The sequence below is a fragment of the Shimia aestuarii genome, assembly GCF_022814865.1.
GTDB lineage: Bacteria > Pseudomonadota > Alphaproteobacteria > Rhodobacterales > Rhodobacteraceae > Shimia > Shimia aestuarii_A.
In genome coordinates this window covers 84,040-96,481 of the sequence record NZ_JAKVRD010000007.1, presented here as the reverse complement: position 1 = coordinate 96,481, position 12,442 = coordinate 84,040, and the positions used below count along the sequence as shown (strand labels likewise).

Sequence of the window (12,442 nt, the reverse complement as noted above, 5' to 3'; positions counted from 1 at the left end):
CTAGACGCCAGCGCCGGTCTCAGTCGGTGCCGCGATAGGGCTCTACATATTGCAGCGCCATGTCCCAGGGGAAGAAAATCCAGGTATCCTGGCTCACCTCGGTGATGAAGGTCTCAACCTGCGGACGGCCCTTCGGCTTGGCATAGACGGTGGCAAAATGTGCCTTGGGATACATTTCCCGCACCAGTTCGAGCGTTTTGCCGCTATCGACAAGGTCGTCGATGATGAGGATGCCGGTGCCGTCGCCCATCAGGTCTGCGTCGGGGGATTTCAGGACTTCCGCCTCGCGCTGCTGGTCCTGCTTGCCACCGCCGGAGTGGTAGGACTTGACGCTGATCGTGTCGACGGTGCGAATGTCCAACTCGCGGCTGACGATCATTGCTGGCGCCATGCCACCGCGGGTGATGGCGACCACGGCGCGCCAAGCCCCGTCGTCCGGCCCTTGCCCGTCAAGACGCCACGCAAGTGCGCGGGAGTCGCGATGGATCTGGTCCCAGCTGATGTGAAAGCCTTTTTCGTGGGGCAGGCGGTCGCTCATGGTTTACTTCCTTCCGGTGACAGCGTCGATATCCGGCGCATCGACCGCTTTCATGCCGACCACGTGATAACCCGCATCGACATGCAGGTTTTCGCCCGTGACGCCGCTTCCGAGATCGGAGAGCAAGTAGAGCGCCGAGTTGCCAACGTCGTCGATGGTGACATTGCGGCGCAGCGGCGAGTTCAGCTCGTTCCATTTCAGGATATAACGGAAATCGCCGATGCCGGAGGCGGCGAGCGTCTTGATGGGGCCGGCCGAGATCGCATTGACGCGGATGCCGTCCTTGCCGAGGTCTTCGGCGAGATACTTTACAGAAGCCTCAAGCGCGGCCTTGGCGACGCCCATGACGTTGTAATGCGGCATGACCTGCTCTGCACCGTAGTAGGTCAGGGTCAGGGCCGAGCCACCCGCGTTCATGAACTTCTCAGCGCGTTGCATCACGGCGGTGAAGCTGTAGCAGCTCACATCCATCGTCATCAGGAAGTTATCGCGGCTGGTATCGACATAGCGCCCGCGCAGTTCGTTCTTGTCGGAAAAGCCGATGGCGTGGACGAGGAAGTCGATCTTGCCGAATTTGGCTTCGATCTCGGCAAAGGCCGCATCGACGGAGGCCATGTCGGACACGTCGCAATCGATCAGCGTCTCGACACCCAGTTGTTCGGCCAGCGGGGCCACGCGCTTCTTGAACGCCTCGCCCATATAGGTAAAGGCCATCTCGGCGCCCGCATCGGCGCAAGCCTTTGCAATGCCCCAGGCAATCGACTTGTCATTGGCAAGGCCCATGATCACGCCGCGCTTGCCCGCCATCAGATTGTTTGACATTCCGTCAGTCTCCGTCGCAATTCGGTTAGAGGGACGTTTAGGCGATCCGCATGATCGCATCAAGAGCGGTGAGACGCAGCAGAGAGGCTTTGCACCATGTCAGACAGAACCGGGATTTTCGCAGGGGATGATCCATTCGCCATCGCGCGCGCATGGTTGAGTGAGGCAGAGGCAAGCGAGGTCAATGACCCAAACGCCATCGCCCTTGCGACGGTGGATGCGGATGGCCTGCCGAATGTGCGGATGGTCCTTCTCAAGGAAATCGAAGACGCAGCCTTTGTCTTTTACACCAATTACGGCAGTGCCAAAGCGCGGGAGATCGAGAGCGCGGGCAAGGCGGGGTTCGTGATGCACTGGAAATCGCTGCGCCGTCAGGTGCGGGTGCGCGGGCTTGTCAGCCGTGAAGAAGGGCCGCAAGCAGATGAGTATTATGAGTCCCGCTCTCTCAAGAGCCGTCTTGGGGCCTGGGCCTCGCGCCAATCCGAGCCACTGTCGTCGCGTGCGGCGCTGATGGCGGATGTGGCGAAGATCACGGCGCAGAAGGGGACGAATCCCAAGCGACCGCCTTATTGGGGGGGCTACCGGATCACACCTTTGGAGATGGAGTTCTGGGCCGATGGCGCCTTCAGGTTGCATGATCGTTTTGTCTGGCGTCGCGCTTCCTTTGACGAGGCTTGGAGCGTGACACGGCTCAACCCCTAAGGGGGCAAGGCAGGACGCGTCATTCACGTAACGTGGAATGCAAGTCCTTGAAAACAAATTACTGCTTTTCTTGCCCAAGTTGGAAAAATCGCGCAGACTGGCGCCCGCATGGGGCGCGACTCACGAAAGGCGTAAGGTTAAGCTGTTGAGTGATACAAAAAGAGAGCTGACTCGGATCATTGGGGAAGTAAAATGGTTCGATCCAGTCAAGGGATTTGGATTTGTCGTCAGCGATGAGGGCGGGCCGGACGTGTTGTTGCACGCCAACGTTTTGCGAAATTTCGGTCAGAGCACCGTCGCAGATAGCGCCCGGATCGAGATTGATGCGCAAAAGACCGACCGCGGGGTGCAGGCCGTCGAAGTGATCCGGATCGAAGTGCCGGGCGCAAGTGAGTCGCATACGCTCGCCGATTTCATCGAGCTGGATGAAGAAGACATTCGCAATGCGCGGCTCGAACCCGCGCGGGTGAAATGGTTCGACAAGGGCAAGGGGTTTGGCTTTGCCAATATCTTTGGGCGCCCTGAAGACGTCTTTTTGCATATAGAAGTCCTGCGCCGGTCGGGTCTTGCGGACCTGCAGCCAGGCGAAGCCCTTGCAATCCGCGCCATAGAAGGCAAACGGGGCCTCATGGCCATCGAGGTCAGCGCATGGGAAAACGCGCTCGATAAGGAAACCGTATGATCCGACGCGGTCTTGTCGCCGGGGTTTGGCTGCTCTTGTCCGTGACGGGCGGGGCCGCTGAGACCACCTGCCGAGAAGATCGTGTCAGTTTGCGCGGCGCTTGGGGGCAAGCTCATTTCCGTGTCGAGATCGCTGATGACGAGACGGAACGCGCGCGCGGATTGATGATGCGTGAGTCGCTGCCGCGTGGGGCAGGCATGCTTTTCATCTTCGACAGGACGCGCCCGGTCAGTTTCTGGATGGAGAATACGCTGATCCCTTTGGACATGCTCTTCATCGATGAGGCTGGCGCGGTCGTTCGCATACACCACGAGGCCATCCCCGGCGACCGGACCCAGATTCCAAGCCGCGCACCTGTGCGCTATGTGCTCGAGATCAACGGCGGGATGGCGGATGCGCTTGGGATCACGGTCGGCAGCGAGATGCGTCATGCATCTATTTCCGAAAGCAACGCTGTTTGGCCTTGTTCGCGCTAGACGAAGCCGCTAAACCCAGCCTCGGTTCGGGGCGTAGCGCAGTCTGGTAGCGCACCTGTTTTGGGTACAGGGGGTCGTGAGTTCGAATCTCGCCGCCCCGACCAATTTTCAAAGACACATCTTTGGCGCCTGTTTAGCGGGCAACTGCTTTTTGCTTTGGCGCCTTGCGGGCGCTTTTTGCGAAGAATCACCTTCTTGCAAGATTCGATTTTCATGTCATTCGCATGAAGGTGACATATATATTGTGTTAACCTTTTCGGTCTCGCTAGATGTTGTGGATATCTTGGACCGTTTCGGACCCGTTCCGGATTTTCCTTGAATTTTAGGCGCTTCGCCAAAGCTCCCGAAGTGATGCGCCAACTCGACGGCGACTTCGCGTTAAGAAAGGAATCGGACGACGGCAGCGAGCGTCAAAATCAGCCTTTCTGGTCAACATCAAAAATCCCCTCAGAAGCCAAATAAAATGTTTGACGGTCTTGTGCCGAATGCGTCAGGTTGTGGGGGTCAGCCGAGAGCGCCACAACATATAGTGGTGACGCAGGCTGGAGCAGGGACAGAACACCAAACAGCGATCCGAACAGCGGGATGGTTCGGGAGACCGGCGCACCTATGGGCGCCGCGCGGGGCTGTCTTGTCTCTTCCTCCAGAGCCACCGGCGGACAGGGCGCACAGGCGCCCTTGGGGACGACAACACGCTGGGAAGCAGAGGCATAACAATGAAAATCGAAAGAAATTTCACCAAGGCAGGGCAGGACGCATACGCAAGCTTGGATTTCGCAAGCACTGTGAGCGAGATTCGCAATCCGGATGGCACGATCGTGTTCCGTCTCGACAATGTCGAAGTGCCGACGAGCTGGAGCCAGGTTGCAAGCGATGTGATCGCCCAGAAATATTTCCGCAAAGCAGGCGTGCCCTCGAAGACCAAGAAGGTCAAAGAAAAGGGCGTGCCAGAGTTCCTTTGGCGCTCGGTTCCGGCCGAGGGCGCAGAGATGGGCGGCGAGACCTCGTCCAAGCAGGTTTTTGATCGCCTCGCAGGCGCATGGACCTACTGGGGCTGGAAGGGGGGCTATTTCTCGACCGAGAAGGACGCCCGCGCCTATTTCGATGAAATGCGCTACATGCTTGCGACCCAGCGCGCGGCACCAAACTCTCCGCAATGGTTCAACACCGGCCTGCATTGGGCCTATGGCATCGATGGCCCGAGCCAAGGACACCACTATGTCGACCATAAGACCGGCAAGCTGACCCGCTCGAAATCCGCTTATGAGCATCCGCAGCCGCATGCGTGCTTTATTCAATCCGTGGCCGACGACCTTGTTGGCGATGGCGGTATTATGGATCTCTGGGTGCGTGAGGCACGCCTGTTCAAATACGGCTCCGGCACCGGCACCAACTTTTCGTCGCTACGGGCGGCCAACGAGAATCTGTCGGGCGGTGGGAAATCCTCGGGCCTGATGGGGTTCCTGAAGATCGGCGACCGCGCGGCGGGCGCAATCAAATCCGGCGGCACGACGCGCCGCGCGGCCAAGATGGTCATCGTCGATGCCGATCACCCGGATATCGAGGAATACATCAACTGGAAGGTCAAGGAAGAGCAGAAGGTCGCCTCCATCGTGGCCGGCTCGAAGATGCACGAAGAGAAGCTCAATGCGATCTTCGCAGCGATCCGTGCCTGGGACGGCAAGGAAGAGGACGCCTATGATCCGAAGGTCAACGAAGGCCTGAAGGCGGCGATCAGGGACTCCAAAAAGGTTGCTATCCCCGAGACTTACGTCAAGCGTGTGCTTGATTACGCCAAGCAGGGTTATGGCTCCATCGAGTTCCCGACCTATGACACTGATTGGGATAGCGAGGCCTATGCATCTGTCTCCGGTCAGAACTCCAACAACTCGATCCGCGTCACTGATGCTTTCCTGAAGGCGGTTAAGGACGACGCAGATTGGGAGCTGATCCGTCGCACGGACGGCTCGGTCGCCAAGACCATCAAGGCGCGGAAGCTCTGGGAAGACGTGGGCCACGCGGCCTGGGCCTGTGCCGACCCCGGCATTCAGTTCCATGACACCGTGAACGCCTGGCATACCTGCCCGGAAGACGGCGAAATCCGCGGCTCCAACCCGTGCTCGGAGTACATGTTCCTTGACGATACGGCCTGTAACCTCGCGTCGATGAACCTGCTGACCTTCCTTGAAGACGGCAAGTTCAACGCCGAAGACTACATGCACGCGACGCGTCTTTGGACCGTCACCCTCGAGATCTCGGTGATGATGGCGCAGTTCCCGTCGAAGGAAATCGCGCAGCTGTCCTATGACTTCCGGACGCTCGGACTTGGCTATGCCAACATCGGTGGCCTCTTGATGAACATGGGCATGAGCTATGACTCCGAGGAGGGCCGGGCGCTCACCGGCGCGCTCACCGCGATCATGACCGGCGTCGCCTATGCAACCTCGGCGGAGATGGCGGGCGAACTCGGGCCGTTCTCGGGCTACAAACGCAACGCCGATCACATGCTCCGGGTCATTCGCAACCACCGCCGGGCCGCCTATGGCGAAACGGAAGGCTATGAAGGGCTTGAGGTGAAGCCGGTCGCGCTTGATCTTGATAGCTGCCCGGATCAGAAGCTCGTCGCGCTCGCACAGTCGAGCTGGGACGAGGCACTGCGCCTTGGCGAAAAGAACGGCTATCGCAACGCGCAGACCTCGGTCATCGCGCCGACCGGCACGATTGGCCTTGTCATGGATTGCGACACGACCGGGATCGAGCCGGACTTTGCTCTGGTGAAATTCAAGAAGCTCGCTGGTGGTGGGTACTTCAAGATCATCAACCGCTCTGTGCCTTCGGCGCTCGAGAAACTTGGCTATTCTTCCTCGCAGATCGAAGAAATCGTGTCTTACGCGGTGGGCCATGGGAGCCTTGGCAACGCGCCGGGCATCAACCACACCTCGCTTATCGGGCATGGGTTCGGTCAGGCGGAACTCGACAAGATCGAAGCCTCGCTCGAAACCGCGTTCGACATCCGCTTTGTGTTCAATCAGTGGACCCTTGGAGAGGCCTTCTGCACCAATGTGCTTGGCATCCCGGCGGAGAAGCTCAACGATCCGACCTTCGACATGCTGACCCATCTTGGGTTCTCGCGGAAGGATATCGACGCGGCGAACGACCACGTCTGCGGCACGATGACCCTCGAAGGGGCGCCCTTCCTCAAGGAAGAACACTATGCGATCTTCGACTGCGCCAACCCCTGCGGTAAGAAGGGTAAGCGGTATCTCTCGGTCAACAGCCACATCACCATGATGGCGGCGGCGCAGTCGTTCATCTCGGGCGCGATCTCCAAGACGATCAACATGCCCAACGATGCGACCATCGAGGATTGCCAGAAGGCTTATGAGCTGTCCTGGTCGCTCGGTGTGAAGGCCAACGCGCTCTATCGTGACGGTTCGAAACTCTCGCAGCCCCTCGCGGCGGCGCTGGTCGAGGATGACGACGAGGCGGCCGAGGTGCTCGAGAGCGGCTCGATGCAGGAAAAGGCCACCGTTCTCGCCGAGAAAATCATCGAGAAAGTCGTGGTCAAGGAGATCATCAAGTCTCAGCGCACCAAGATGCCAGAGCGCCGCAAGGGCTATACCCAGAAAGCGGTTGTCGGGGGTCACAAGGTTTATCTGCGCACCGGAGAGTATGAGGATGGCTCGCTTGGCGAGATCTTCATCGACATGCACAAGGAAGGCGCGGGCTTCCGGGCGATGATGAACAACTTTGCCATCGCGGTTTCTGTTGGCCTTCAGTATGGCGTGCCGCTTGAGGAGTTCGTCGACGCCTTTACCTTCACGAAATTCGAGCCGGCGGGCATGGTCCAGGGCAACGATTCTATCAAAAATGCAACATCCATCCTCGATTATATCTTCCGGGAACTGGCTGTTTCTTATCTTGATCGAACAGACCTGGCACATGTGAAGCCGCAGGGTGCGTCCTTCGATGACCTCGGTCGTGGCGAGGAAGAGGGCGTGTCGAACGTGCAGGAACTCAGCGAAAGCGCGGCGTCGAAATCGCTCGAAGTGCTTAAGCAGATCTCCTCGACCGGCTATCTGCGCAAGCGCCTTCCGCAAGAACTTGTGGTGCTGAACGGCGGTGCCGGGGCGGTGGCGCTCAATACGGTCGACCCGGAGGTCGCGCTACAGACACTCGTGCCCGAAACCGGCGGCGCGACGGTCAGCGCCACCACGACCACGACCGCCGTATCGACAGGGACCGTGTCGATGGATGCGCGCACCAAGGCCAAAATGCAGGGCTACGAAGGCGATCCTTGCGGCGATTGCGGCAACTACACGCTGGTGCGCAATGGCACCTGCATGAAATGCAACACCTGCGGCGCGACAAGCGGGTGTAGCTAAGAGATTGAGAGTTGGGGAACGGTGCGCCAACACCGCTCCCCGGCTTTTCCCCCGCTTAATCCGTGTGGGCGGTGGAACAACCTAATTCGGCCCCGTTGGGTCGATGAATATCAACGAACCATAGCCGAAGGAGGCGATCAATAGCGCACGGACTTACTCACAGGTTTGCCACCAAGAAAAGCTCGCAACCTGTGGAAAAGTGGAAAGGAGGTGAATTTAGTGCCTCGAAAGAAAATCACGGTCACACGTGAAACCGAAACCGGGTTGAACACTCACTTCAATGTGCCAGGACGGGGGGAAATCACCCGAGGACGATTGGCAAATGAAGTTGAAGCAGGTCTTCACGATGGTTACCACGTCCGTCGCGTGGAAGGTCGTAGGATAATCGCATCTAACCCGAATGGGACTGAGAGCGATAATCTCGGCTAAAAAAGAACTAGAGAGAAGGCGGACAGCCGCCTTCTCTCGCCAGAACACGGGGCGGGTGCGCTCGCCCCGACGACGCTCAGGCCGCAGGCAAAAACTACGGGCGGTACATAGAGTGAGCTTGAGTGGCGAAACTGGGGGGCGTTAGCCCCCCTATTTTTTGACCGGGTTATGAATCCGTAAGATCGCGTAGCCGCGCGCGGGCACGGGCGAGGCGAGAATTCACGGTTCCAAGCGGCAGACCGGTCCGGGAGGCAATGTCATAGGGGCTCTGTGTCCCTTTGGCGACGAGGCGCAGCAAGCTGGCCTGATGGTCGGGCAAGGCGTCTATGGCCGCGAGGGTCTCTCTCGCTTCGAGATGGACGCTGGCGTCCGCCTCTGTGACTGTCATTCCCTCGTCAAACTCTTCGGTTGCGACCATCTTTCGCCATCTGGAGCGGGCCAGATTGTGCAGCGTTGTCGTGGCGTAGGCCTCGAGATTGTCGATCTCGGCCCCCTCTGCCAGATGCGTGAAGAGTTTCAGGATCGCCTCCTGCACAAGGTCTTCGGCCTCTGATCCATAGCGCCGCGATTTCCGAAGCAGCCTTGTGCGAAGCTGGGCGAAATCGACCTCTTTCTCGCGTGTTTTCGTGCATTTCATCGGGAGCTTCCTTCGTGCCTGTTGTCTTGTCCAGAACATTGGTGAGGCAGAACCCTTTGAAAAGGCCGGGGTTTTCCGCCGAGGAACGGGAAGGGGGCTTTTTCGGCACCGGTTTGCCGGTCGCGCAGGGCGAATTTGGCAGTTTTCGGCCAGTTCCGGGGAAACGGCGGCGGCGAGGAACGATAATGGGATTTCCCGCGTCTATGGTTTCGAAGGCATCAGCAACGCGCCTTCACAATGAAACAAGATCAATCTGATCGACATAGGAGTACATCAAATGAAACGTGCAATGATTGCCACCGTCCTGACCCTCACCGGTGCCGCTCTTCCCGCCTACGCCATGACCGCAGACGCCAATGGCGACGGGGCTATCAGCATGGAAGAAATCAAGCAGGTGCACCCCGACGTGACCGAGGAGGTCTTTGCCGCGATCGATGCGGATGCCGATGGGAGCGTCTCGGAGGAAGAATATCAGGCGGCCGTGGAAGCCGGCGTGCTTGCCAAGAAAGACGGCTGACGCAAAGCACAAAGCTCCGGTCGCCTTTCATTCCCCCCCCAGGGCCGGAGCGATCAGGCCGGGCGTGTACTGCCGCACGCCCGGCCTTGAGGGCCAGTTGGAAGATCTGGTTTGTTCTTTAGGTTATTGTAATTATTTATATATTTTTGTTCGGGATTCCCATAGCTCGGTTGCCAGCGCAAACTCCAAAGGGATGACGGAAAGCACCTTGCAAGATGCCCGCGCGCGCTCCTTAGGGGCGCAGGTGGATATTGAACCGCTTCCGGATTTCCCGATCAATGCGCGGATCAAACTGGGCAAGGCCTGGCGCGGCGAGGATGTCATTCTTGCGAGCCGTGGCCTTGGCAATCAAGTCAGGTTTCCCTTTTTCATCCCATTCTTTGGGTGAGGTTCTGTCCCCAAGTTTTGGATAAACATGATCTTTTTCCATTCGCCCAAGGGTTTGCGAGGTTCCAAGGTAATGTCCTGGTCCCTCCAAGCAAACCTCGCGCATCTGATCGAGGGCAAGGGTTTCATCATCGACCTCGATGCCCCGTACACAGCGCAACGCCTGCCCGATGAGATCGTCCCCAAGGATTAGGGACTCCTGACAGAATCCTAGGAGAGAGGCATGCATTCCCGCAGCTTCATAAACCATGTTGCAACCGGAAAGCCCGGTCATCACGGCCGAGCACATCTGCTCCCAACCGGCCTGCATATCTGGGAGTTTGGAGTCCGCCGCACCGGCCGCTGAGCCGCCGGGGAGATCATAGTAGCGGTGCATCTGGGCGCAGCCCGACGACAGAAGTGCCTGTTCGCCTGACCCGACGCTCATTGCGCCGGTGCGCAGGTCGAGGCCGAAAGGCCAGGTGCCAAAGATCGCCGGGTGACCGGGTTTGATGGCGTTCACATAGACGAGACCGGCAAGGCACTCTGCGGTCGATTGCACGATGGCGCCTGCGACGGTGGAAGGCGCCGTGGCCCCGGCCATGCCAGCCGACAACAAAAGGACAGGCATGCCGCCCGCGATGCAGGCCTCCATCACTTCGCAGCTCTCTGTTGCGAAACGCATGGGTGGCACAACGAAGCAATTGGAATTGCTAACAAATGGTCGCGCACGCCAAGCGTCTTCGCCGCCCGCGATAAGGTGAAGCATCTCAAGGGCGTCGGCCACATGGGCCTTATCAGAGAAAGAGGTGCCTATATGTTTTCGCGTCCCGGAACAGCACGCATAGACCGTGTTATAATCCATTTCGCGGTTATCCGTGATATCGCGGGCGACCATCGGACGTTGTAGGAAATGGATGTTGTCGAGGTGGTCTGTGATCTTTGCCGCCTCAAAGAGGTCTTGCAGGGTGCTTTCCCGATAATGCCGCCCCTCGGGATCAACCACGTGCACGGCAGCCCCGGCCGTTCCGTAGTGGACACGTGCACCGGAGAGCTGCATATCTTGCAAAGGATCGCGGCCAAAGAGCGTTACGCTTCGGTTGGCGTTGGCCAATGTGTCTTCGACGAGCGCGCGTGGGAAGCGCAGGCGGCCATCACTGCCAAGCACCGCGCCAGCGCCTGTTAGGGCGGCGATACCGCTTTCGGGTGCGCCCGCGAGGCCGATCTCTTCAAGCGCGGTCAGGGCGGCGGCGTGTATGCGGGCCATGTCTGTTTCGCCCAAGGGATTATAGCGCCCCCCTTCAAGACCGGGACGGATCGGGCGTTCGTTGGAAGCGAGCGGGGTGCTACGGCTGATGTGGCGTGCTGCGCGGCCACCAGAGCGACGGGGTTGAATCTGTGTCATGGGATCTAAGCCTTTGAAGTCCTGTCTGGAATCTGTGTTGGTGACAGGACGGGCTTGGCCGCCCACGGGCAGCACGGCCACGGGCCGCCCCGATGACAAGGCGCGTCAGGTAAATTTTCCGACGCATGTGAACTCTCCCTGTTTTGGGAAAGTCTGGGCGGGAAAAGCGGCGAAATCTGTGCGGAAAGCGACAGAATGTCGCGAATGGCTATTTCGAGAGTGATTCCGCGAAGGTGCAGATCGTTTCAAGCGCTGCGGCGAAGGCCTTGTCTTCGATGGTCATGGCGACGCGCACGTGACCCGCAGCGGCCTTGCCAAAGCTCTCGCCCGGCATCACGGCGATGCGATGCGCATCCAGCAGGCGATTGGCGAATTCGAACCCGCTCAGGCCCGTCGCGCGAAGGTCGAGCATGAGATACATCGCGCCTTGCGAGGGGATCAGACCGACCGCGTTGTGCCGTGCGAGAATATCCCGTGCAAGGGCGCGGCGTCGGCGGAAGGGTTCGGCAATTTTTTCTTCGAGATCAGGGCCTTGCGCGATGGCAAAATCGGCGGCGTCCTGAATGTATCCCGGCACGCCATAGGTCGTATGCGTGGCGAGGTTTATGAGGTGCTGAACGACGTCGGCAGGGCCACAAATCCAGCCGACGCGGCTTCCGGTCATGGCGTGGGACTTCGACATGGAACCGACGACGAGGGTGCGGTCGGCCATGTTGGGGAGGGCGCGGGGGGAGAGGTGTTGGCCTTCCCAGACTTGGGTGTCGTAGACTTCGTCGGAGATTAGCCAGAGATCGTGCTTGCGGCAGACCTCGGCAATGCCGTCGAGGGTTTGGCGGGAATAGATCGTGCCAGTGGGGTTGTTCGGCGTGTTGATGAGGAGCGAAGACGCGCCTTTCGCGTGCGCCTCGATATCCTCGGCGCGGGGCTGAAACGCGTCTTCGGCGCGGGTTTGGATGGCGACGGGCTTGGCACCGATGCCGCGGATTGTGCCGGGATAGGTCGCATAATAGGGGTCAATATAAAGCGCGGTGTCGCCCTCGTCACAGGCCGCAAGATGCGCGGCGAAAAGGGCTGATTGCCCGCCGGGTGTGATGAGGATATTCTCGTAAGTCGTTGGCACGCCAGTTCTTTCCTCGATCCGGCGCGCTACGCTTTCGCGCAAGGACTGGATGCCGGGGACCATGGCATAGCCCGTGTGCCCGCCTTTGGCGGCGCGGTCCATCGCGTCGAGAATCACGGTATCGGTGCCGATATCATGCTCGCCAATCGTCAGTTCGATCACGTCCTCACCTGCGGCGACCATCTGGCGGGCGCGGTAGAAAACCTCCCATCCGTCAGAGCCGGAGGGTGTCAGGTGCGTGATGCGATGGGAGAGCTTCATGGGGCGTCCTTGCTGCGTGAAAATGAGCCCAGAGAGGGCCAAAGCGACGCGGGGAAGTCAAATGCAATTGTGTGATGGGAGGTATCAAAACCGGGATATGTA

Annotated in this window: 10 protein-coding genes and 1 tRNA gene; 6 read left to right on the top strand and 5 right to left on the bottom strand. The window is 59.3% G+C overall.

What is annotated here, in order from left to right; genetic code table 11:
• Window positions 1–19 precede the first annotated feature (19 nt).
• Window positions 20–538 carry a xanthine phosphoribosyltransferase gene (gene gpt, locus MK745_RS09200; RefSeq protein WP_243612995.1) on the bottom strand — a complete coding sequence of 173 codons (519 nt, stop codon included), beginning with the start codon at window positions 536–538 and terminating at the stop codon, window positions 20–22.
• Between the two features lie 3 nt (window positions 539–541).
• A complete protein-coding gene (gene fabI, locus MK745_RS09195) occupies window positions 542–1,360 on the bottom strand; it encodes an enoyl-ACP reductase FabI (RefSeq protein WP_243612994.1) in 819 nt (272 codons plus the stop codon).
• A 96-nt stretch (window positions 1,361–1,456) separates the two neighbouring features.
• Between fabI and pdxH the strand changes: the two genes are divergently transcribed.
• From pdxH to MK745_RS09170, 5 genes are all read left to right on the top strand, one after another.
• Complete coding sequence (pdxH, locus tag MK745_RS09190) at window positions 1,457–2,062, top strand: pyridoxamine 5'-phosphate oxidase (RefSeq protein ID WP_243612993.1); 606 nt, start codon at window positions 1,457–1,459, stop codon at window positions 2,060–2,062.
• Between the two features lie 145 nt (window positions 2,063–2,207).
• Complete coding sequence (locus MK745_RS09185; RefSeq protein WP_243612992.1) at window positions 2,208–2,744, top strand: cold-shock protein; 537 nt, start codon at window positions 2,208–2,210, stop codon at window positions 2,742–2,744.
• Window positions 2,741–3,220, top strand: a complete 480-nt coding sequence (locus MK745_RS09180) for a DUF192 domain-containing protein (RefSeq protein WP_243612991.1) — start codon at window positions 2,741–2,743, stop codon at window positions 3,218–3,220. The genes MK745_RS09185 and MK745_RS09180 overlap by 4 nt, the downstream gene beginning before the upstream one ends.
• Before the next feature lie 27 nt (window positions 3,221–3,247).
• Window positions 3,248–3,324, top strand: a tRNA-Pro gene (locus MK745_RS09175).
• A 612-nt stretch (window positions 3,325–3,936) separates the two neighbouring features.
• Complete coding sequence (locus MK745_RS09170) at window positions 3,937–7,605, top strand: vitamin B12-dependent ribonucleotide reductase (protein ID WP_243612990.1); 3,669 nt, start codon at window positions 3,937–3,939, stop codon at window positions 7,603–7,605.
• 595 nt (window positions 7,606–8,200) lie between these two features.
• Here the strand turns inward: MK745_RS09170 and MK745_RS09165 are convergent.
• A complete protein-coding gene (locus tag MK745_RS09165) occupies window positions 8,201–8,671 on the bottom strand; it encodes an RNA polymerase sigma factor (RefSeq protein WP_243612989.1) in 471 nt (156 codons plus the stop codon).
• Window positions 8,672–8,948: 277 nt separating this feature from the next.
• On the opposite strand from MK745_RS09165, the gene MK745_RS09160 reads away from it, so the two are divergent.
• Entirely contained in the window at window positions 8,949–9,188 is a 240-nt protein-coding gene (locus tag MK745_RS09160) for an EF-hand domain-containing protein (protein ID WP_243612988.1), read from the top strand.
• A 232-nt stretch (window positions 9,189–9,420) separates the two neighbouring features.
• On the opposite strand, the gene MK745_RS09155 is transcribed toward MK745_RS09160, so the two are convergent.
• Window positions 9,421–10,959, bottom strand: coding sequence for a trimethylamine methyltransferase family protein (locus tag MK745_RS09155; protein ID WP_243612987.1), 1,539 nt, complete (start codon window positions 10,957–10,959; stop codon window positions 9,421–9,423).
• A 208-nt stretch (window positions 10,960–11,167) separates the two neighbouring features.
• Window positions 11,168–12,340: a pyridoxal phosphate-dependent aminotransferase gene (locus tag MK745_RS09150; RefSeq protein WP_243612986.1), complete on the bottom strand. Its 1,173-nt coding sequence runs from the start codon at window positions 12,338–12,340 to the stop codon at window positions 11,168–11,170.
• Window positions 12,341–12,442 lie beyond the last annotated feature (102 nt).

What these genes read in the sequence shown, in the direction of transcription:
- gpt (WP_243612995.1), bottom strand. Translation starts at nt 538, where the DNA reads ATGAGCGACCGCCTGCCCCACGAAAAAGGCTTTCACATCAGCTGGGAC.
- fabI (WP_243612994.1), bottom strand. Translation starts at nt 1,360, where the DNA reads ATGTCAAACAATCTGATGGCGGGCAAGCGCGGCGTGATCATGGGCCTT.
- pdxH (WP_243612993.1), top strand. Translation starts at nt 1,457, where the DNA reads ATGTCAGACAGAACCGGGATTTTCGCAGGGGATGATCCATTCGCCATC.
- MK745_RS09180 (WP_243612991.1), top strand. Translation starts at nt 2,741, where the DNA reads ATGATCCGACGCGGTCTTGTCGCCGGGGTTTGGCTGCTCTTGTCCGTG.
- MK745_RS09170 (WP_243612990.1), top strand. Translation starts at nt 3,937, where the DNA reads ATGAAAATCGAAAGAAATTTCACCAAGGCAGGGCAGGACGCATACGCA.
- MK745_RS09165 (WP_243612989.1), bottom strand. Translation starts at nt 8,671, where the DNA reads ATGAAATGCACGAAAACACGCGAGAAAGAGGTCGATTTCGCCCAGCTT.
- MK745_RS09160 (WP_243612988.1), top strand. Translation starts at nt 8,949, where the DNA reads ATGAAACGTGCAATGATTGCCACCGTCCTGACCCTCACCGGTGCCGCT.
- MK745_RS09155 (WP_243612987.1), bottom strand. Translation starts at nt 10,959, where the DNA reads ATGACACAGATTCAACCCCGTCGCTCTGGTGGCCGCGCAGCACGCCAC.
- MK745_RS09150 (WP_243612986.1), bottom strand. Translation starts at nt 12,340, where the DNA reads ATGAAGCTCTCCCATCGCATCACGCACCTGACACCCTCCGGCTCTGAC.